We start from the raw sequence: 22,069 nt of genomic DNA, 5'->3' as shown, positions 1-22,069 counted from the left end.
ACGTGATGATCAATCTAAGCTATTTTACCAGATGCCGCTGCTTTTGTATAGTATGCGAATACAGAAAAGAGCTGCTGTCCGTATCCCGGAAGAGATACGAAACAGCAGCCTCCCTGCATATTTTATATTCTTTCTTTTGTCCCGTTATATACCGAGCATCCTCGTTGCGATCTGAAAATAAATGACAAGAGATACTGCATCCACGATCGTTGTGATAAACGGACTTGCCATAACCGCCGGATCGAAGCCGATCTTCTTTGCCAGCATCGGCAAAGTACATCCGACCGTCTTTGCCACGATAACCGTCACCACCATGGTCAGGCACACGATCAGCGCTACCTGCATGCCCACTCTGTCAAGAAGCAAAAGCTTTCCGAAATTCACGACTGCAAGCGTAATTCCGCACAAGACAGCAACGCGTATCTCCTTCCACACAATACGCAACATATCCCGAAACTGTACCTCTCCAAGAGAAATGCTTCGGATGATCGTCACAGACGACTGTCCGCCTGCATTTCCTCCCGTGTCCATAAACATCGGGATATACATCGTCAGCACCGCATAGGCAGACAACGCATCCTGATAGCCCTGGATGATCCGTCCGGTAAAGGTCGCAGAGATCATCAAAAACAGCAGCCACGGAATACGCTTTTTGAAGGTCTCAAAGACAGATGTTTTCATGTAAGGTTTATCTGTCGGCGTGATAGCCGCCATCATCTCGATATCTTCCGTAGCCTCCTGCTCAATGATATCCATGACATCATCGACTGTGATAATACCGACAAGGCGTTTCTCGCTGTCCACTACAGGCATCGCATCGAAATCATACTTCTGGAACTGTCTGGAGACTTCCTCCTGGTCCATCAGCGTCGAGATCGTAATGACATTTTCCTCCATCAGATCTCCGATCCGCTCCGACGTATCACTCAAAAGAAGCATTCTCAGAGAGATCGTGCCCTTGATCTTCCGGTACTGATTGGTCACGTAGCACGTATTGATCGTCTCTTTGTCAATGCCGACCTTGCGGATACGCTCGATCGCCTGCGCTACCGTATAATCTTCTTTGAGATCGACAAACTCGACCGTCATGATACTTCCCGCGGAATCCTCCGGATACTGGAGCAGATGATTGATATCACGCCGTGTCTCCGCTGTTGTCTGTGCCAGCAGCCGCTTCACGACATTCGCAGGCATCTCCTCCATCAGGTCGGCGGCATCATCCGCAAAAAGATTGTCAATGATCGTAGCCGCCTCACGATCCGTCAGCATTGTAATGATTGTCTGTTCCAGCTCAATGGACAAAAAGGAAAATACATCTGCTGCAATCGTCTTTGGCAGCATACGGAATACCTGGATCAGCTCCGGTCCCGGCAGCTCCAGCTCCTCCAGCATAGCGGCGATATCTGCCTCATTCATCTCGACGATCTCGCTGCGGATCTTTGCATACTGCCTATGCTCGATGTACTCCCTCATCTTTTCTATATCTAACATAACGAACCTCCTTCTGTGCAGTTTTTATGACCGGATCAGGCCCGGGAACATCCGATGAACTCTTTTTCCTTCTATGCTTCATAAAAACCACCACCTTTCGCTGCTGTTATGTTATATTTATTTTATTATGATACCCATCCGTATGCAAGGCGTCATTGCTTCGCAGCAGCCGCACTGCGGCCATCCGCGGATTACGCCCTCGCCTGCTGCTTTTGTACAAGCCACCTGATCAGCCACGCTGCAGCCGCTCCGCACAGCGCACCAGTCAGCGCACCGCAGATCACATCAGACGGATAATGTATCCCGATATACAGGCGTGAGAACGCCATCAAAACTGCCATAGCCAGTACGATCCATCTCCACCGGCAGCCCTTCAGGCTGCATACGATCGCGGTCGCTGCTGCGAAAGAGCTTCCCGCATGTCCTGACGGAAAAGAAAAGTCACTCGCCTTTCCTGTCATCAGGATCAGCCCGTCGATCACTTCATACGGTCTCGTACGTGCAAACAGATTTTTCAGGATCATATTATTGAGTATCAGGGAAAACATCAGACCGAGGAGTCCTGCCACCCCTGCTCTTCTCGTTTTCCTGAAACAAAGCAGTGTCAGTGAGAGCAGGATCCAGATAAATCCCAGATTCCCAAGCTTCGTATATGTCACGACAAACGGTGAGAGCCAGTCTGCCCTCAGGCAGTCCTGTATCCACAATAACACGCTGCCTTCCAGCGCCACCAGACCTTCCATTGTGTTTTCCTCCAATCGTACAGCTGTGCAAAATCGATTCTTTGCATTTGTTATTTTACTCCATCCAATTTTCAACTGCAAGTAAAAAATATCCCGCGCTTCTCTTCCGGCTGCAGCATATCCTCCAAATGCAGGATCCTTCGCTCATCTGCCCTGACTGCCGCACAAAAAAACAGAGCCGGTGCAGAATGTCCGGCGGTATCCTCCTGCAGTCCCCGGAGCTGGTATCCCCATCCGAAAACAGCATATCAGAAAACCGACGGCAGACTCTTCTGCAGCAGCTCTGCCTTCCTGAAATCATTGCAGATATCGTTTTACTCTTCTGAAAGCGATGTCATGAAATCGTCGATCGCTGCCGTATCCACCGTATACGTCGGCTTCTCTGTCAAGGAAGCGTCTGTTGCAGTAAATCCATTATATATGGAGATCCCGGCCCATGCTACCAGCAGGATCGCTACTGCCGACAGTCCCGCCTTTGTAGCCATCCACTGCCTCTTTTCCTTCTTTATGATCTTCGCACGGTTGCGCTTTTCTTCTTTGTAACGGTCCACCTTAGCCTGACTCATGGTATATCACTCCTTTTGAAATTCTCCGGTCAGCGCACCGGAATAAGCCGAATCGCAGACCCTCTTTTAACAGTATACACGATTCCGCCACAATTTCAATATTTTTTCTAAAATAACACAATTAATAACGCGATTAAATCACTGCGATAATGCCGCCGTCATTTGCGTACATCGTAGAGATCCCTGCTGTATCGACCAGAATGACATCCTTTACCCGGATCTTCTCAAGGATCGCGTCTCTGACCATCTCTCCGCGCTCACGGCAGTTGCAGTGTGCGATCGCCAGCACTTTTTCTTCCGGCTTTTCGACCTGCTCGGCGATGTAGCCCACCATCTTTACCAGAGCCTTATTGATCCCGCGCGCCTGGTCAAGCTGGATGATCGTCCCTTCCGGAGTCGCTCCCATCACCGGCTTGATCTTTAACGCTGAGGCTACAAATGCTTTGATATTGCTCAGGCGCCCATTCTTGCGCAGCGTCTCCAGGTTTTCCAGGACAAAGTACGTATTCTGCCCGTCGATATAAGCTTCCACCGTCTCAACCACCTGCTCAAATGTCATACCCGCCTGCTCACATTCTGTGATCTTCCTGGCGATCAGCGTCTCACCGACAGACGCAGACCGTGAATTAAACACGTGTACCCTGATCTGCGGATTTTCTTCTGAGAGGAGATCCTTCGCAAGCATGGCGCTGTTGTAGGATCCGGAAAGCTCTGCGGAAAGCGTCACTGCATACGCACGGTCCCCCGCCTTTTCAAAGGCTGCTCTGTAATAATCCGGTGACGGGCACGCGGATTTCGGACAGTTGGGACTTGCCGCTGCTTTTCGCAGGAAATCAGCCTGATCAAATGTATCATCATCCGTAAACATATAGTCGTCCAGCTGCATCGTGAGCGGAGCCGGTATGATCCTCTCATCCTTTTTCATCTCTTCTGTGCGTTCTCCGCAGCTATCCAGTACGATAACGTAATCCATAACAACCTCCTGAACCAAGTGAAACCTTTTTTTATATTTTTAATTATTTTACAATGTAGTTTTAAATACCAGATTATAATATCACATCCATCTCCATTTGAAAAGTAGCAGTTCGATTTTTTTATCATTGCCAATTCCCCCTTCTCTCCTGTATAATATTTCATAATTTCAGGATGTACCAGGAGGGGTTACTTTGCGTTCTTATCAGATACAGGATATTCGTGATTTTATGAAAAAGCTGCTGCTGCGGGAAGACTTCGATACCTTTTTGCTCTCAGAAGCTTCTATTACAACATATGCCAGCTTTCACATCGACGGCCGGTTCCATCCCGAGTTTCTCAGCAGCAGTGAAGCAGAACTGCTCGCCGCAGAAAAAAGCGGATACACGCTCTGGAAAAGACTTCGTCCTTTTTTCTTTGAACTGACCAAGGGGAAAAATACGCCGCTCCACCTTCATATTGTATTCCGGCTCGCCCCGCACAATGTCTCCTCTCTGCTTGCACAGACCGGAATTTCCATACTGCCGGAGCAGATTGACGGACTTTTTTTGAATATTCACTTTGACGGCGCAACGCTTTCGTGTACCAGCGGCACCTCCTTAAAAATCTTTTCCCTCGACCGGTCTCTGGATCATGCGTGGGATGAGATGCTGGAAAAATTTTTCCGTCAAAAAGAAATTCCTTTCACGTAATCCTGTTTCGCCCCTGCGCTCCTTTTGTTTTCTATTATTTTCTTTTTTGTTAGCACTCGCTTTAATCGAGTGCTGATTTTTCTCTTGACTTTTTCCAGACACGGTATTAAGATACCTACAGAACACAAAAGCAGAACAAAGCACCCCTTTCTCCCGTCATGACAGATCAGGAAAAGGGCTTCGCCAGTACCCGTCACGAACCGGGCAGTTCTGACAGTATGTAAAGGAGTGGTAAAAATGAGCAAGAAAACAGGTTCTCTTTCGATCAACAGCGAAAATATTTTTCCAATCATAAAGAAGTGGCTGTATTCTGATCACGATATCTTTTTCCGTGAGCTGATCTCGAACGGCTGCGATGCGATCACAAAGCTTGCCAAGCTTGAGGTGATGGGAGAATATACCTTCCCGGATGACTACAAAAAACAGATCCAGGTCATCGTTAATCCGGAAGAAAAAACTCTGAAATTTATTGATAACGGTATCGGTATGACTGCGGATGAAGTGGAGGAATATATCACACAGATCGCCTTTTCCGGAGCTACTGATTTCCTTGCCAAATATAAAGACAAGACGACAGAGGATGAGATCATCGGTCATTTCGGACTGGGCTTCTATTCTGCCTTCATGGTAGCGGATGAGGTACACATCGATACGCTTTCTTACAGAGAGGGCGCGTCTGCGGTCCACTGGGAGTGCGACGGCGGTACAGAGTATACCCTTGAGGAAGGCAGCCGCCAGAGCGTCGGTACAGAGATCACCCTCTTCCTGTCTGAGGACGCACTGGAATTTGCCAACGAGTACCGTGCAAGAGAGATCATTGAGAAATACTGCTCCTTCATGCCGGTCGAGATCTTCCTCTCCAAGGCAAACGCCGAGCAGGAATATGAGACGATCGACGAAGCAGATCTGCGCGAGGATGACGTTGTCGTAGAGCGTATCCACGAGGATGCCAAGACAGAAGAAAAAGAGAACGAGAACGGAGAAAAAGAAGTCGTTGAGATCGCTCCGGCACGCGACCGCGTAAAGATCAACAAGCGTCCGGTTTCTTTAAGCGATACGCACCCGCTTTGGACAAAGCATCCGAATGACTGTACCGACGAAGAATACCGCGACTTCTACCGCAAAGTATTCCTCGACTACAAGGAGCCGCTGTTCTGGATCCATCTGAACATGGATTATCCGTTCAACTTAAAGGGTATCCTCTACTTCCCGAAGATCAACACGGAGTACGATTCCATCGAAGGAAAGATCAAGCTGTACAACAATCAGGTATTTATCGCTGATAATATCAAAGAAGTGATCCCGGAATTTCTGATGCTCTTAAAGGGTGTGATCGACTGTCCGGATCTTCCGCTTAATGTATCACGTTCCGCACTGCAAAACGACGGCTTCGTCAAGAAGATTTCTGATTACATTACAAAGAAGGTTGCTGACAAGCTTTCCGGCATGTGCAAGACAGACCGCGAGAACTACGAAAAATACTGGGATGACATCAGTCCGTTCATCAAATTCGGCTGCATCAAGGATGCCAAATTCGGTGAAAAGATCATGGACTACGTCCTTTACAAGAATCTCGACGGCAAATATCTGACACTGAAGGATCTCGTAAAGGAAGAGGAAAAAGACGAGGCGGCAAAAGATGCTGCTACATCTGAAACCGTCGAAGCAGAGGTCGTATCCGATGATAAGAAGGACGAGGAAGCAAAAGAACCAGAAAAACAGACCATCTACTACGTAACAGACGAGGTACAGCAGAGCCAGTACATCAACCTGTTCCGTGAATCCGGCATGGATGCTGTGATCCTGCGCCACAATATTGACACTGCTTTCATCTCCCATATTGAGCAGCTCAATGATAAGGTGAAATTCCAGCGTATCGATGCAGATGTCACAGACTCTGTAAAAGAAGAGACAGATACAGAAGCGCTCAAGGAGACAACAGATACCCTGACAGAGGTATTCCGCAAAGCACTTGGAAAAGACAACCTGGAAGTAAAGGTAGAAAAGCTGAAAAATGAAAATATTTCTTCCATGGTCACACTGTCTGAGGACAACCGCCGTATGCAGGAAATGATGAAGATGTACGGTATGTACGGCATGGATCCGTCCATGTTCGGCGGAAACGAGACACTCGTATTAAACGCCAACAATGAGCTGGTACAGTTCGTTGCAGCAAATAAGGACTCTGACAAAGTACCGATGATCTGCGAGCAGCTCTACGACCTCGCTATGATCGCGCACAAACCGCTTGCACCGGAAGCAATGACAAAATTCATCGCACGGAGCAATGAGATCCTGAAGCTGTTTGCGAAATAATGAAAAACAGCTATAAAAAAGAGCATACTATCTGAGAACGGCAAAAATACCCTGATCGAATGGCGCAGTTTTTTACTGCACCTTACGTTCAGGGTATTTTAATTCTTTTTTATTCACAGGTAATCGTAATGCTGTTCTCCGCTGTTACGTTATCTGCGGCTGCCGTGTAAGATATTGGTTGGACAATGTATCGGTACGTCTTTCCTGATTCCAGATTTAATATAGAGATTTCTGTTTCTTCTGTCCGAGCAACCATACTTACCAGACCGCTTATTTCATGGTATTCAAATATCTGATATTCCACTGCACCTTCCACGCCTTTCCACGAAAGCGTAATACTGTCTTTCGAGGCTTTCCCCGTGATGATCGGAGAGGCAAGCGTATCAATCTCTGCTTGCTGTTCCGGCTCATTTCCATCCAAAATCCGGATCACACGAAATCCTACGTCTTCATAGCCTTCTGCTTCCTCTCGCCCTTCTTCTCTATACTCCGTGCGGCAATCGGTTCTGTCAGATTTCCACGAACCTCCCTTTACGCCAAAGACAACTTCTCCATCTGCATTCGTACGCTCCGTAGAAGTCCATTCCCAAACATTTCCCCAAAAATCTATCCCCCCATGCGCTCCCCTCGTCACATCCGCATACGCGTCAACTGAGGTTCTTCCCTCGTTTACTCCGCAGTTAAAATCTGCGCCTTTTGGCATATGTCCTGCGGCAAGCTCCCACTCACCTTCACTCGGAAGCCGGTAAGTATCCGTGCCATCCTGTTCTGTCAGCCAGGCGCAGTACGCCTGTGCGTCTGTATACGAAACATCATTTACCGGAAGTTCTTCTTCACCTTTGGGATAAGCGCCATCGATCCAGTTCGAAGGAGCCTGATAGCCTGTCGCTTTCAGAAACTTGGCATATTCTGCATTCGTCACAGGCGTACGTTTCACATAAACGCTCTCCCCAGCACCCATAACCGGAATATACTCATATTGAGATGCCTCCGAAACCTTCCATTGCAAAAGCCGTGGATCTGTAAAGCGCAGCATATTACTGTTGATACGATCCCAGTAAGTAATATACATCTCCTGAACGATCTCTTCCATCTCTGCAACAATCTCATCTCCGCCCGGTTTTCCCTGTGTCTCTTCTTTTAGCTCGTCCAACTTTGTTTCTTTCCGGTCTAATACTGCTTCATAATTTTCAATTACCATCTCCCTGAGCTTCACGTAATTCTCTATGGCAGGATCGTTTTGATACTGCGCGATTAAAGCTTTTGTTTCTTCGTTGAGTTCGGGCTGCTCTTTTTCAATAAGATCACTGTTTGTATACATATTCATAGCACTCTTCTTCGTTTCTTCTTCTGCAGACACGCCTGCGGAAAGTAAGAAACCAAGCAGACATACTGCAAAAAGAACGCTCAAGCATCTTTTTTCTTTCTTCATACCGTCCTCCTAATAGCTGACCTCACCGGTCAGCCAGTCTGCAAGTTTTATCATTTCGTCAAGCCAGACAAGCGAAGATACTTCTTCGTGCTCTGCACCCTCAAACAAATGGATCGTTGCCTTTGCGCCCGCCCGCTTTAATTGATGTACCATATCCTCCGAAGAATTCGGACGAATTACCGTATCTTCATCGCTGACAAAAACCCACGCCGAAATGTCTTTCATTTCCTCTGCACTATCCAGCACTCCTCTTGCACTGCCTGATAATGGAGCGATCCGTGCAAAGAGTTCCGGATATTTTTTTGCAAGCTCCCACGTACCTGTACCACCGATACTAAATCCTGTCAAAGAAATATTTTTTTCATCAATAGAAAATTCAGCAACCGTATCCTGAATCAGATTATAAAGTAATTCATCTATATTTCTCCAGCTTTTCTGTTCTGACGGCAATTGCGGCATAAGCACATAAGCTTCAATTTTTCCCAGCTCTCCCTCCTGTAAATATTTCGGAAATTCTTCCGTGGAGGTCAGCAGCTGCAGTTCCTGACCTTTTGCGCTTGCTCCATGTAAATAAACGATCAGCGGCATATGATTCGTCTGCTTTTCCGGTATATAGAGATAATATTGCAGCTTTTCCGCCTGCTCCGCAGAAATACTCATTTCCTGAAATTTTAGACTTTCCGTTTCAGATGTTTCGCTCTCCATTTCAGACGTTGCGCTTTCGCTCTCCTTCTCGGACATTACAGATTCTGTTTCTGATTCAATGGAGGAAGTCTGTGTCTCTTCCTCTGATGCCAGAATAACTGCGCTTCCTACTGCGACTGACAGCGCCGCTGCGGTCAGTACTATACCGATTCTTTTTTTTACCATGTTTCTATTTTTCATGTTTATATCCATTCCTTTCGCTTCGCTCAGGCACAAAACGTTATGAAAATGTTTTCCTGAGCTTATTTTTTCTTTATAATTCTTCTTATAGGGAACTCGGTATACTACAAATCACGGGGAGGTGAGTGGGCTGTCCGGCTTGCCGGATGACCGTATGTTTATATGTGTAGTCCGCCTTTTCAAGCACAAATAAGTGTGATTTCAAGCACGTAATCTTATCTTTGTATAAACATTCTCGTTTATGGCTTAGGCGTTCAGTCAATGCCGTCTCTCCCTATAATCTTTAGTGAACCTTCTGGTTCTGAAAGGAGTCCCTATGGCTTTAAAAATCGTGTACAAAATCTGCTGTGGCATTGATGTCCACAAGACTTTTGTAGTTGCCTGTATCGCTTCTACTAACGATAAAGGTGTCACTTCTTACGAGAGCCGCCGGTTTTCGACCTACACGAGCGGTCTGAAAACTTTGTTACAGTGGTTACTCGATCGCAATTGCAAGGATGTCTGTATGGAATCTACCGGTAAATACTGGATCCCTGTTTATAACATCTTGGAATCGGATTGTTCGATTGTCCTTGCTCATCCTAAATATGTTAAGGCTATCCGTGGAAAGAAAACTGACAAAAAAGATGCCAAATGGATTGCTGACCTGTTTAAGCATGACCTTGTTGCCGGAAGCTTTATGCCACCTGCTGACATTCGCCAGCTTCGCGACCTAATGCGTTACCGTTTCAAACTAACCTGCTTCAAATCAAGCGAAAAGAATCGTTTGCAGAACTGTCTCACGGTTTCCAATATCCAGTTGGGAAACGTTGTTTCGGACACCTTCGGCAAATCTGCTCAGGCGATACTGGATAAACTTTTGGAAAATCCCGCAAATACTTCCTTTGACCTTGAACCTCTTGTTTTCAGAAGCCTGAAGAAAAAACTTCCCGAGCTTCGCAATGCCATTGATGGCTATATCACTCCGGAACAGGCTGGCAAACTCAAAGTAATCAAAGCTCATTATGAAAACCTTGAATCCCGGAAAGCAGAGCTTGAAGAACTCATTCTTGCGCTCGCCGCTCCCTATCAGCAGGAACTTTCCATTCTTCAAACCGCTCCTGGTATCAGCAGTACTTTCACTGCCATCGGAATCATTTCCGAAATCGGTACCAATATGGAGGCTTTTCCTTCGGCGAAACACTTGTGCTCATGGGCTGGGCTTACACCAACCAACAATGAAAGTGCAGGGAAGAAAAAATCTGTCCGGGTGTCCAAGGCCGGATGCTACATCAAACCGCTTTTAGTACAGTGCGCAAACGCTGTCGTAAAAAGCACTAAGCATCCTGAAATGCGTAACCGTTATCTCCGTATCAGAAAGCGTCGCGGTCACAAGAAAGCAATCCTTGCAATAGCAAGAATGCTTCTTACCGCATTATACCACATGTTGAAGAACGGGGAAAACTATAATGCAGAACTTTACCAAAAATCCGACCTACCGCCTGCGGACCGTGAGATTACAGTAGAGCAGGCAATCATCATAGCAAGGAATCAAGGTTATAAAATCAAGTCAGCAACTGCATAACCTTAACATTTCTAATATTCAATTTTTAAAGCAGCCACCGAAAGATGGCTTATTTGTCGTGTACTTAAGGGAATGGATACCCTCTACTTCTCATTTTCAATCTTTCGCCTCCTGTCTCCATTTTGTTTTGCAGCTCTCTTTCATCATCTATCATCTCCTGCTCCCCGGTTTCATACTAGCACACTTTTCTTAGGTTTTTCGAGGGATAAGCCGCGGCAATTTTGTGGCAATTTTGTGGCAGCTCTTTACCTCGCATGCGCAAAATGCTATGATACATAAATAAACGCAGCACAGGAGGTATCTTATGGCTCAATCCGTTTATCTTGCAGATGATGAAAAAAATATCCGCGACTTAATTGCTCTTTTTTTAGTTCAGGAAGGTTTTGATGTCCAAGCCTATCCGGACGGGGATACTCTATTGAACGCCTGCATTCAAAAAATGCCGGATTTAGTGATCCTTGACATTATGATGCCGGGCAGCGATGGTCTGAGCATTTGCTCAAAACTGCGCCAGACAAATCCCGATCTTCCTATTATTATGGTCTCTGCCAAAGATAGTCCGTTCGACCGGATTACAGGGTTGACGCTGGGAAGCGATGATTATCTGGTCAAGCCTTTTCTCCCTCAGGAATTAGTTACAAGGGTTCGGGCTGTTTTACGTCGAGCACAAAAAACGGCTGTGGAAAATAGTACACCACCCGAACTGACAATTGGAACATTAACGCTTTTTCCCTGCCTGCACACAGCAATGCTGAATCAGCAGCCGCTCCCTTTGACCCCTGCTGAATTCGATTTTCTATCATATATGATCCTGCATCAGGAACGGGCCGTCAGCCGGGAAGAGCTTCTACAGACATTATGGAAAATGGAATGGCAGGCTGATACTCGCGCTGCGGATGACCTTGTGAAAAGACTGCGCCGGAAGCTGCGTGAAAGGCAAAGCGATATTCATATTGAAACCGTCTGGGGATTTGGATTTCGACTTGTTAAGGAGGAAGTGCATTGAGAAAACAAACTATTTTTTTTCGTATTTTTTTGCCTACAATCCTTGTTTTACTTCTGCTCCCGCCTCTTTCCTGTCTGATTTTTCATCACAGTGCAGAAAAGTACGCTTACAAAAAAGCTGCTTTGAAACTGGATTCTCTACAGCAAAAGATCACTCCACTAATAGAGGAATACTTTCGATCTGATTCTGATACAGATATTGTGCCAAATGATTCCATCCCTGATTTTCTGTTTGCAATCGGCTCACTGATGCGCAAAACGACGGGCAGCGCCAAACTGATGATTTTTGAATCCCGCATGCACGTTATTTACCCAAGAGAGGAACAGGAACGGGAACGCCTTTCACCGCTTTCGCAAGATTTTGCAGAATATCTTCTCCAGCAGGATGATTTTTCCGCATATAATACCTCAGAATTCGAAAGCACCGACGGACATGCTTATCTGATCAATACGTATCAAGTCCCATCGGAATTTCCACAGATCAAGTACATTGTTGTCTACAGCGCCATCTCAGATATCGGAGACTGGATCAAAGATGCAAGCATATTCGTGCTTATCATTTCCTCTATTCTTATGCTGCTTATGTTTTTTGTCTTATTACTAATTGTTCGCAGTATTACGCTTCCTCTTCATACGCTTTGCAAGGAAGCTTCATCAATAGGCAGCGGAAAATTCACTGAGATAAAACCATCCTTTTCACTCAAAGAGCTGGAATCGCTCCGGCTTGCAATGAATCAGATGTCTGCACAGCTCCTTCATTCCGACAAAATACAACGAAATTTTTTTCAGAATGTTTCACACGAGCTGCGCAATCCGCTTATGTCTATCAGCGGGTATGCACAAGGAATCGAGCAGAGACGTTTTTCTGCTCCAGAAGATGCTGCGCATACTATTCTAACCGAAAGCATCCGGCTCACAACATTGGTAAACAGTCTTCTCACACTCTCACGATTAGAGAGTGAAACTGCTCCAACAAAGCTGGAACCGCTTCTGATCATCGATCCGATTGAAGCATGTCTTGATCGGTGCTGCGGGCTTGCTTTAAAAAATGGCATCACCCTGTCACTGCTTCCCTTCGATGAGGCAGTTTGCGTGTATGGAGATAATGAATTAATCTGCACGATTTTGGAAAACTTTCTGACCAATGCCATCCGCTATGCGAAAACAAATGTAACGATATCGGTAACTGCTGCGGAACACGATCTCTGCATTTCCGTAGCAGATAACGGGGACGGCATAGCAGAAAACGATCTCCCGCATCTCTTTGAAAGGTGCTACAAAGGTAAAGGTGGAATTTTCGGGATTGGTCTGGCAATCGCACAATCTGCGGCACAGAAAATAGGTGCAACTCTGACCGCGTCAAATGCGCCATCAGAAGGAGCTATTTTTACACTGCGGCTGCAAACACCCTGATTTTCTGTGCGTATCTTAATGGTTATGTCATAGAAAAACTTGTGGGCATCCGCGTGACAAGATTTTTCTATGACATAAGCTTCTTCTTTTCCTGACTCTCACTCCACAGCTTCTGTGCCGTCGGCGTCCAGTTTTCTGCGTAGTTTACACATTTATCGCACAGATGATCTACACTCTCAGGAGACTGCAGATCGGTCGAGACTGCCTCTGTCCTGTGTACCATTGTGCGCAGCTTTTCCGGATTCTCAAGCATCGGACACGGACGCAGATGATTTTCATTAAACGGCTGCTCTTTATGGTATTCCATAAAGATCGGTGACTGCAAACATTCAAGCAGCGTCTTTTCCCGAATATTGGAATCAGAATAATGGATAAAAACGCAAGGGTCCACATCACCGTTTGCATTGATATGCAGATATCGTCTTCCGCCCGCAATGCAGCCGCCGACGTATTCGCCGTCATTCTGGAAATCCATTGCAAAGATCGGTTTTGTTCTTCTTATCTCACGTATCCTGTGATACATAAATTCTCTCTGCTGCGGATTGGGAAGAAGATCTAAGACTGCATCATTTCCAACCGGCATATAATGGAAATACCAGACAAATTTTGCTCCCCATTCTACCATCTGATCGATAAATTCAAAGGAGCTGATTGAATCAAGATTCTGGCTTGTATAGCAGCACGACAGACCGAACGGCAGATGCTTTTCTTTCAGCAGCTTCATCGCACGCACCACTTTCTGATACGTACCGTCTCCGCGGCGTCCATCCGTTGCCTTTTCAAAACCTTCGACACTGATTGCCGGAATAAAGTTTTTGACCCGAAGCATATCGTCTGCGAACGCTTCATCGATCAGTGTAGCATTTGTAAAGCTTAAAAACTGACAGTCGCTGTGCTTCTCGCAGATAGCGATCAGATCCTTTTTCCGCACCAGCGGTTCCCCGCCCGTATAGATGTACATATAAACGCCGAGACGTTTTCCCTGAGAGATGATAGAATCGATCTCATCAAACGTCAGATTCAGTTTGTTTCCGTATTCAGCAGCCCAACATCCCGTACAGTGAAGGTTGCATGCCGATGTCGGATCAAGAAGGATCGCCCACGGGATGTTGCATCCGTATTTTTTTCTGTTTTCTTCCTGCTTCGGCCAGCCTACAATATTCGCATTGAAAAAGAAATTTTCAAATGTCGCTTTCAGAACGTCTTTATCAATGTCTTTTAGAACGCTCATAATTAACTGATACATATTGTTCTGCGGATCTTCCAATACGCTGCGAAACGCTTCTCTCTGCTTTGGAAAGCTGTCCGGACCGTTTCCGGCAAATTTGTCTACGAGTTCCATCAATTTGACCGCATTCTTTTCCGGATCTTTTTCCAGATAATGGAACGCCGTTTTTAGTGTTGTTCTTTTCAGTTCATTTGCAATACTCATAGTCTGTTCTCCTTATCCTTTGTGGCAGCGCTGCCCAAACTTTGTGCAGCGTCCGTTTATCCCGTCTGGCTTCCTGCTGCCACTATCCTACCTCAAATGCGAAAAAGAGCATATAGACAAAAAAATGTATTTGTATCCTTTTCGTACACTTTGCCGTTTTTGCACAAAAAGAATACGGAGTAAAAGTTATATTTTTTCTTTCTCATCCAAAAGAGTTCTGTTCATTTTTCCGACCTTATACCGCATGACCGCATACTGCGCAAGCCACGCCGCGCCAAAGAAAAAGACAAAAACCAAAAAATAAATGACCGCACCCAAGATGCTTCGTTCCATCCACCCCGCTATATATGCGACAGGCATCATCACCGAGGCTGTAATAACAAAATACACCCCCGTCTGTTTTGCAATGCTCCAGTGATCGATCTCCCAAATCACGGACGCCATTGCAAACACTGCGCCGATGACTGCGCACAGCGCTGCCTGTAACGCTACCGCGCAGCTCTCGCTTCCTATCATTTCCACAAAATATGGTATACACGGTACGTACTCCCCCTGTCCCCAGATCAGAGAGGAGGTGATCGTAATGACATCACCGAGCGCCATACCGAGCGGAATTCCAAGCAGACCGCGCATGATTATTTTCTTCTTCATATTCATCACCTCATATTCCCAGGATTTTTCTTATTTTTGAGACGTATCTTCTGGAAACGAACGTTTTTGTCCCATTCTTAAATTCCACACAGATCGTACCTGTAAAACTCAGATCAAAATTTTTTACTTTTCTCAGATTGATGATCTCCGAATTTGATATACGGACAAATTTATTGGCGGGAAGCCTTTCCTCAATTTCATACAGCCGAAGACGCACCGCATACTCCCCTGTTTCCGTAACTGCAAACACCTTTCCCGCATTTGCGTAAACGCGGATCAGTTCCTCCTGTTCGATCACTTCTGTTCTCTCATTCCTGATTCCTGAGAGTATCTCCGGCACATGTTCCGACAGTCTGTTTAAGATCCTGCACACCTCTTCTGTCATGGAGGCGGTATGTATCGTGACTTTCGGTTCCGCACAGGAAGCATCTATTTTTATCTCTACCTGCATCTCCTCCCTCCTTTCTGATGTCATTATAGAAAAAGCCTTTGCCGTCTGCAACAGATTTTCGATGGACGGTCAAAGGCGGCTCATAAACGGTCAAAAGCTGCCGCCTTACGGCTCTTGGTCGTTTCGGCGGCAGCTTTTTGGGAAAATCACGAATTCTTAAATACCTCGCGGTCAAGCGCTTTGTTCTGATGTGCAACGATCGTCGTACATACGGCGTCGCCCGTGATATTGACCGCCGTTCTTGTCATGTCTAAGATACGGTCGATACCCATGATCAGGCCGATCGCCTCGACCGGAAGTCCTACGGAGTTAAATACCATCGTAAGCGTCACGAGCCCGACGCTCGGCACACCTGCCGTACCGATGGACGCCAGTGTGGCAGTACCGATGACCGTGATATAATCGATCATTTCCAGATGGATACCGAATGCCTGTGCGGCAAATACGACTGCCACTCCCTGCATGATCGCAGTTCCGTCCATGTTGATCGTAGCTCCAAGCGGAATCGTAAAGGACGAAATCTTTTTCGATACGCCCATCTTCTTCGCCAGCGTATCGATCGACAGCGGAATCGTCGCATTTGAGGTCGCTGTCGAGAAGGCAAACGCCATCACAGGGAAAAAGTTTCGGATAAACTTGACCGGATTAAGCCCCGTAAATACTTTAAGCAGTCCGAGATAAACAACAACGCACTGCAATACAAGTGCAAGTAAAACTGCAATCATATACTTTCCGAGCGGCAAAAATGCGCCAAATCCGATTCCGGCAAACGTTCTTGCGATCAGACAGAATACTCCGATCGGAGCCAGACTCATGATCATCATCGTCATTTCCATCATGATGTCATTAAACTGGCTGAAAAAATTAGCAACTGTCTCTGTCCGTTCGCCGAGCTTCGCAAGGATCACACCGATGATCAGCGCGAACACAATGATCTGCAGCATATTTCCCGACGCCAGAGAACCGATCGGATTTTCCGGAATGATATTCAGCAGCGTATTTGCAAGAGAGGTCGATTCCATTGCCTCTACAGAAGCGGCATTTGACTGCACCGCGCTCATATCAAGCCCCTTTCCCGGATCGAGCAGATTGCCGACGCCAAGTGCGATCGTGATGGCGAGCGCCGTCGTCACCAGATAGAACGCGATCGTCCTCACACCTACCGTACCGAGCTTTTTCGTATCACCGATCGCCATGCTCCCACAGACAAGCGAGCAGAATACAAGTGGCACGACAAGCATCTTCATCAGCCGGATAAAGCCCTGACCGATCACATATAAAACACCGTCTACGATGATTTCATCGCGGATCTCTCCTGCCGGAACGAGATAACACAGAACCATTCCGAAAACAGCGCCAAAAAGCAGCGCGATAAATATTTTCGTCGTAAGACCGATCTTCTTTTTTCCCTTTTTTTCTTTCTTTTCTCTTTTCACATCTGCCATATCAGCCCTCCCTGCTCTCTTCCATGTATTCTTTCAGTGATGTTTTCCAGTCCGGCATGTCGTAGACATCGATCACGCGCAGGATAAAATTATCGAGCGCCGCATATGCCGGACGCACAGACGAAAGCTCTGCCTGCGATGTCGGCACTGCACGCAATTTCGCTTCCTTTCCTGCAAGAGCAAGTATCTCCTGCGCAAAATCATACCGGCTGCAAATTCCCTTGCACGTCGCATGATACGTACCGTATTCGTTCGTGTGCATCAGATAAAGAATGATCCGCGCAAGATCTTTCGCGCTCGTAGGAGAACCAAACTGGTCGGAGGCAACCAAAAGCGGACGCTCCTCTCCCGCCGCTTCCAAAACGCCGTTTACAAAATTATTTCCCTTTCCGTACACCCAGTTGCTTCGGATAATAAAATGCTTGTGGGTAAACTCCTTTACGTAATTCTCTCCCGCTCTTTTACTCTTTCCGTAAACAGTCTTAGGATTCGTATCGTCAAACTCCGTATACGGCGTCCGGCTCTCCCCGTCGAACACATCGTCTGTCGAGAGCTGCACCACCTTTGCACCTATCTTACGCGCTACGATACTTAAGTTCCTCGCGCCGAGCGCATTTACCCGAAACGCAAGTTCCGGCTCTTCCTCGCACAGAGCCGTATCTGTGACTGCCGCACAGTTGATGATCACATCGGGGCGGTTGATCTCACCGAAATTCAGCACCTCGTCCGTATCCGTAATATCCAGTTCTTCTTTGTCCGTATTCAGTACCCTCAGCTCAACGGGATCAAGCACCTCATTGATCGCCGTACCGATCTGCCCTGCAGAACCAACAATCCATACTTTTTGCATATGCGTTTCTCCTTCCATAAGTAAATACATGCTCTGCTGCCGCTGCTTCTTTGCCCGGCAACATTGTTAATATTATATCAATGTCTTTTTGCCGTGTCAACGCAAGAATCCTCACGGCTTCGTATACGCCTTCATATGGTATGGACATCTGGTACGGCGGACACGCTTCGATCTGTCCGGACGCTTGACAAGCCCGCACAAAACAGGTATCCTTTTCCGTAAAAGACTGTTGTTCAGGAGGTAATCTATGACAGATCGGCACAAGCCATTTGGAGGCATATCCGGCAGTACCTTAAAACTGATCGCCATTATCACCATGTTTATTGACCACCTGGGAGCCACCGTCCTGCGCACGGTTTTAGGCTGCCAGTCGGTTTTGGAAGATCCGATACTTCGCAACACGTGGGGAAACATCTATAATCTTTCACGCGACATCGGAAGACTGGCCTTTCCGATCTTCTGTTTTTTGATCGTAGAAGGCTTTCTCCATACAAAAAACGTAAAAAAATACGCAGGGCGCCTCTTTTTGTTCGCGCTGATCTCAGAGCTTCCATTTGACCTTGCTTTAAAGGGAAGCTGGTACTATCCTGAAAAGCAGAATGTCTATTTCACACTGCTGATCGGTCTGCTGGTCATTGCAGGGATCGCGCGGATCACAAAAAACGGAACAAAAAACATGTTTCTCTCCCTCCTCCCCCTGGCTGCCGGAATGTATCTTGCCTTCTGGATCGATACCGATTACAGCTACAAGGGCGTATTTCTGATCGCCGTACTGTATCTGCTGCGCTATACCAGACTGTACCAGTGTATCGGAGGAGCCGCCGCCGTATCATGGGAGCTTCCCGCGCCGCTTGCATTTATTCCCGTGTATCTCTACAATGGCAAACGCGGCAGGCAGATGAAATATTTCTTCTACTGGTTTTATCCGGTCCATCTTTTGCTGCTGCACACCATTGCAAACTATCTGATCCCTGTACTGATACCAGGATGATCCCGTAAGATATGGAACCTGCTGCAAAGACACCACCAAATACCAAAATGAAACAGCTAAGATGAAGCTGTCAGTACAACGACTAATCAAAAAGGAGTTCAGACATGAATAAAAAAGAAGTTGCCGAGATCAAGCGTCTCTTTACACCCGACCGCACGCCGATTACACGTATCTGCGGCTGCTACGTAGACGCCGACAAAAATAAAAAGACAAAGATGAAAGAAGCCTTCCTCTCTCTGCCTGAAGAGGAAATGTTCAAATATTTTGAGATCCTGAAAAAAACGCTTTCCGGAACGATCGGGCGAAATCTGCTCGATATGGAATTTCCGCTTACGGAAGAGACCGGAGGCGGCGCGCAGGAATATCTTATGCAGTTGAAGAAAAGCCAGTTGAAAGATGATGAACTGCTCGATGAATTTTACGATAAGATCATTGAGAATTTCCTGTATCCGGAAAATTATTATATCGTGATCGTCCACGGCGCGTACGACATTCCAAAAAAAGCCTCTGACGGCATAGAGATGTTTGACGCCTCTGACGATGTCTACGAATTTCTTCTTTGTTCCATCTGTCCGGTCAAACTGACAAAACCGGGACTTTGCTACAATGAAGATACGAACGCTATCGAAGAGCGCATTCGCGACTGGTTCGTCGAAGCTCCGGTCACCGGATTTTTATTCCCGGCCTTTACAGACCGCAACACAGACATCCACAGCGTCCTCTATTATTCCAAGAATCCAGAAGAGCTGAATGCAGATTTTGCAAGACTGCTTCTCGGATGCGAACTGCCTTTGACCGCTTCTTCCCAGAAGGAGACGTTCAATACTCTGATCTGTGAGACATTGCAGGGCGAATGCACGTATGAAACGGTCAAAACAATCCATCAGGAGCTGAATGATCTGCTCGATGAACGAAAAGACGATCCGAATCCTCCCGCTCTTGATAAAAATGACGTAAAGCGGCTGCTGATGGAAAATGGCGCAACGGAAGAAACGCTTGAACACTTCGAGGAAGAATTTGAACAGTCCGGCGGAAACAACCAGACTGCTCTGTACGTTTCCAATGTCGTCAATCGCCGGAAATTTGAGATCAAGACGCCGAATATCGTCATTTCCGTCAAACCGGAATGCGCCGATCTCATCGAAACACGCATGCTGGAGGGACGCCCGTACTTCGTCATTCCGGCAGATGATTCCGTAGAAGTAAACGGGATTCCCGTACATACGATGCAGCGTCAGGACGAGGACTCCACCGAAGCTATATAGCCCCTCTGCGGCGGTCCGGTCTGCAAAAGCCTCAGCCCTCATACAGACGGACCGCCGCTTTCAGCATACTGCTGTGCTTCCTCCCGTGAATGAAAAATAATGACAGTCTTTTCTTTTTTATACTGTTCCAAAAGGCGGTATATCTCCGGAAGCTGATCCTTTTCAAAGGCAGCGATCCACTGGCGAAATTCCGCATCGAATTCCTGCTCGATCCACGGCATATCCTCGCGCTCTTTTCCGATACGCGACTGCACGCCTGACAGACATACTTCCAGCGGATAATCAAGCAGGAAAATCGTATCGCACGCTTCCATGCGCATCTGCATCGTCCGCAGATAATTGCCGTCTATGATCCACTGCCTGCCAGAGAGTATTTCTCCAAGCCGTTCATCAAATTCTTCCCGCGACACGTTTGTCCGGTCTGCCCTGTGCCAGATCCTATCGAGATAATACAACGGAAGCCCCGTTGCCTCTCTTAAGTATCTCGCAAATGTACTCTTTCCAGCGCCTGGACAGCCAATAACTAATACTTTATTCATTCTGTTCTCCCTGCTTACTTTTTCCGTCCATTCTCCCCAGGCACTCCTTTATCATCTGCTCTGATACAGAAAATTGACTTTGTAGCTCCCTGCGCAAAAGTTCTTCGGACATTCCCTGACTGCGCGCTAAACAGATATACGCGCATATACCTTCTGCAAGACCCTCCTCGCGTCCCTCTGCACGCCCCTGTGCAAGTCCGGCCTCAAAATTTTCTTCCCGCTCCTGGCGCATATGCTTTTCATAATCGTATTCGTAAATACTCACCTTTTTCACCTCCGCCCTGTTTTTTCTCAGAAAATCTGCAAGGATTCCCTCGTCCATACACTCCGTGATCGCCCGCTCTACCGCCGTATCAAGATCTGTCTGCTGCGCATACGTCCTGATGCGTGAAGTGTAAACCGCATAATCGTTCAGCGTCCTGCAGGCCTGTAAGAGCGACCTGTTATGTCCTTGATTAATATTCAGCACGATCACTGTCAATTCCAGGAAGACTTCTTCCTCTTTTACCTGAAACGCAGTGGACAGCTTCAGCACTTCCTTATCCGGCCGTTCTTCCACACCGTTGTAAAAAACGAGGAATCTCGGCGTGGGCAGCCCGATCAGCCGCGTACTGTAAAGATTTGCATCCTTCGTAAGATCCGAATATAGATCCGCTACATAAAAAAGAAAACGAAGCGGAAGATTCGGATTATAAGTCGACTGATGCTCGTACAGATTCAGCTTCAGATCCACAATAAAGGAAACGTCGTTTCGCATCCCCATATAAATCGCATTTTTCAGCGTGTTGACCTTAAGCTGTTCGGGATCCTTGTAATCCGTATGGTTCACTGCATTATAGAGGCTTAACAGCTCCTTGCGATCGCTGAAGATCATCTCAAAAATGCGTGATTTGTACGTGCGGTATATCGGTGTCTGCACTACTGCACTCTTCTTTTTTCGTGTTCTTCCCATATAGTATCTCCTTTCGTTTGTGTCGGGAGATACTCCTGCTCTTTCTTTCGGAAATCTCCCTGCGTCTGTGGATAATAAAGCATTGAGATTTCTGAAATGATGCCTGACGGCAGAAATGAGAACAGATGCAAATTTGCCTGATTTTTAGAAAAATAATGCTTTAGAAAAGTATAGCACGCCACTGTCGTTTTTTCCAGCTTCAAATTCACAAAGTTACTGTCAAGTAATCGTTGGCAAATTTTTTCATACATGATTTATCATACGCCCGTTCAGGATACAGGCAACGTTGCTAACGCATTCTCGCTCCATTTCGCTCGCAGCGGAAGCTGACCTCATCCATCTCACCTGCGACTCTGATTCATTAAGTACCGGCGGCTTCACAGGTGTTGCATTTGGTATCTGTTTTTGTTCCGG

Annotated in this window: 20 protein-coding genes; 7 read left to right on the top strand and 13 right to left on the bottom strand. The window is 46.7% G+C overall.

The genetic code is table 11. From position 1 onward, the window contains the following. Positions 1-144 precede the first annotated feature (144 nt). The 4 genes from mgtE to QOX44_RS16015 form a co-directional block, all read right to left on the bottom strand. Positions 145-1,491 carry a magnesium transporter gene (gene mgtE / locus QOX44_RS16030; RefSeq protein ID WP_283684637.1) on the bottom strand — a complete coding sequence of 449 codons (1,347 nt, stop codon included), beginning with the start codon at positions 1,489-1,491 and terminating at the stop codon, positions 145-147. Between the two features lie 191 nt (positions 1,492-1,682). After that, positions 1,683-2,234 carry a phosphatase PAP2 family protein gene (locus QOX44_RS16025; RefSeq protein WP_283684635.1) on the bottom strand — a complete coding sequence of 184 codons (552 nt, stop codon included), beginning with the start codon at positions 2,232-2,234 and terminating at the stop codon, positions 1,683-1,685. Between the two features lie 314 nt (positions 2,235-2,548). Then, entirely contained in the window at positions 2,549-2,800 is a 252-nt protein-coding gene (locus tag QOX44_RS16020) for a hypothetical protein (RefSeq protein ID WP_283684634.1), read from the bottom strand. A 133-nt stretch (positions 2,801-2,933) separates the two neighbouring features. Next, entirely contained in the window at positions 2,934-3,773 is an 840-nt protein-coding gene (locus tag QOX44_RS16015; RefSeq protein WP_283684632.1) for a DegV family protein, read from the bottom strand. A gap of 193 nt (positions 3,774-3,966) precedes the next feature. On the opposite strand from QOX44_RS16015, the gene QOX44_RS16010 reads away from it, so the two are divergent. Both QOX44_RS16010 and htpG read left to right on the top strand, forming a co-directional pair. Next, a complete protein-coding gene (locus QOX44_RS16010; protein ID WP_283684630.1) occupies positions 3,967-4,464 on the top strand; it encodes a DUF5721 family protein in 498 nt (165 codons plus the stop codon). 237 nt (positions 4,465-4,701) lie between these two features. After that, positions 4,702-6,780 (top strand): molecular chaperone HtpG, encoded by a 2,079-nt coding sequence (gene htpG / locus QOX44_RS16005; protein WP_283684629.1) that lies wholly within the window; start codon positions 4,702-4,704, stop codon positions 6,778-6,780. Positions 6,781-6,889: 109 nt separating this feature from the next. Here the strand turns inward: htpG and QOX44_RS16000 are convergent, their stop codons facing one another. After that, entirely contained in the window at positions 6,890-8,212 is a 1,323-nt protein-coding gene (locus QOX44_RS16000; RefSeq protein ID WP_283684627.1) for a formylglycine-generating enzyme family protein, read from the bottom strand. 9 nt (positions 8,213-8,221) lie between these two features. Then, on the bottom strand, positions 8,222-9,097 hold the full coding sequence (locus QOX44_RS15995) for a dienelactone hydrolase family protein (protein WP_283684625.1): 876 nt from the start codon (positions 9,095-9,097) through the stop codon (positions 8,222-8,224). A gap of 316 nt (positions 9,098-9,413) precedes the next feature. Between QOX44_RS15995 and QOX44_RS15990 the strand changes: the two genes are divergently transcribed. From QOX44_RS15990 to QOX44_RS15980, 3 genes are all read left to right on the top strand, one after another. Beyond that, entirely contained in the window at positions 9,414-10,661 is a 1,248-nt protein-coding gene (locus tag QOX44_RS15990) for an IS110 family transposase (protein ID WP_283680954.1), read from the top strand. Between the two features lie 304 nt (positions 10,662-10,965). Next, positions 10,966-11,667, top strand: a complete 702-nt coding sequence (locus QOX44_RS15985; protein ID WP_283684624.1) for a response regulator transcription factor — start codon at positions 10,966-10,968, stop codon at positions 11,665-11,667. Further along, on the top strand, positions 11,664-13,079 hold the full coding sequence (locus tag QOX44_RS15980) for a sensor histidine kinase (RefSeq protein ID WP_283684623.1): 1,416 nt from the start codon (positions 11,664-11,666) through the stop codon (positions 13,077-13,079). The genes QOX44_RS15985 and QOX44_RS15980 overlap by 4 nt, the downstream gene beginning before the upstream one ends. A gap of 67 nt (positions 13,080-13,146) precedes the next feature. Here QOX44_RS15980 and QOX44_RS15975 read toward each other — a convergent pair whose 3' ends face one another. From QOX44_RS15975 to rfbD, 5 genes are all read right to left on the bottom strand, one after another. Beyond that, positions 13,147-14,511 carry a radical SAM protein gene (locus tag QOX44_RS15975; RefSeq protein WP_283684621.1) on the bottom strand — a complete coding sequence of 455 codons (1,365 nt, stop codon included), beginning with the start codon at positions 14,509-14,511 and terminating at the stop codon, positions 13,147-13,149. Between the two features lie 186 nt (positions 14,512-14,697). Then, positions 14,698-15,162 carry a DUF3021 domain-containing protein gene (locus tag QOX44_RS15970; protein WP_283684619.1) on the bottom strand — a complete coding sequence of 155 codons (465 nt, stop codon included), beginning with the start codon at positions 15,160-15,162 and terminating at the stop codon, positions 14,698-14,700. A gap of 10 nt (positions 15,163-15,172) precedes the next feature. Continuing rightward, complete coding sequence (locus tag QOX44_RS15965) at positions 15,173-15,613, bottom strand: LytTR family DNA-binding domain-containing protein (protein WP_283684618.1); 441 nt, start codon at positions 15,611-15,613, stop codon at positions 15,173-15,175. Between the two features lie 146 nt (positions 15,614-15,759). Further along, positions 15,760-17,058, bottom strand: coding sequence for a dicarboxylate/amino acid:cation symporter (locus QOX44_RS15960; RefSeq protein ID WP_283684617.1), 1,299 nt, complete (start codon positions 17,056-17,058; stop codon positions 15,760-15,762). 1 nt (position 17,059) lies between these two features. Then, positions 17,060-17,908 carry a dTDP-4-dehydrorhamnose reductase gene (gene rfbD / locus QOX44_RS15955; protein WP_283684616.1) on the bottom strand — a complete coding sequence of 283 codons (849 nt, stop codon included), beginning with the start codon at positions 17,906-17,908 and terminating at the stop codon, positions 17,060-17,062. A 247-nt stretch (positions 17,909-18,155) separates the two neighbouring features. On the opposite strand from rfbD, the gene QOX44_RS15950 reads away from it, so the two are divergent. Both QOX44_RS15950 and QOX44_RS15945 read left to right on the top strand, forming a co-directional pair. Further along, positions 18,156-18,899, top strand: coding sequence for a TraX family protein (locus QOX44_RS15950; protein WP_283684615.1), 744 nt, complete (start codon positions 18,156-18,158; stop codon positions 18,897-18,899). 104 nt (positions 18,900-19,003) lie between these two features. After that, on the top strand, positions 19,004-20,164 hold the full coding sequence (locus QOX44_RS15945; protein WP_283684613.1) for a DUF4317 domain-containing protein: 1,161 nt from the start codon (positions 19,004-19,006) through the stop codon (positions 20,162-20,164). Positions 20,165-20,202: 38 nt separating this feature from the next. On the opposite strand, the gene QOX44_RS15940 is transcribed toward QOX44_RS15945, so the two are convergent. Both QOX44_RS15940 and QOX44_RS15935 read right to left on the bottom strand, forming a co-directional pair. Then, complete coding sequence (locus tag QOX44_RS15940) at positions 20,203-20,703, bottom strand: adenylate kinase (protein WP_283684611.1); 501 nt, start codon at positions 20,701-20,703, stop codon at positions 20,203-20,205. Further along, positions 20,696-21,655, bottom strand: coding sequence for a hypothetical protein (locus QOX44_RS15935; protein ID WP_283684609.1), 960 nt, complete (start codon positions 21,653-21,655; stop codon positions 20,696-20,698). Before QOX44_RS15935 ends, QOX44_RS15940 begins: the two co-directional genes overlap by 8 nt. Positions 21,656-22,069: the final 414 nt, after the last annotated feature.

It is taken from the genome of Parablautia sp. Marseille-Q6255 (assembly GCF_951230155.1).
Classification (GTDB): Bacteria; Bacillota; Clostridia; order Lachnospirales; family Lachnospiraceae; genus Choladousia.
This window is presented reverse-complemented; position numbering and strand designations above follow the sequence as displayed.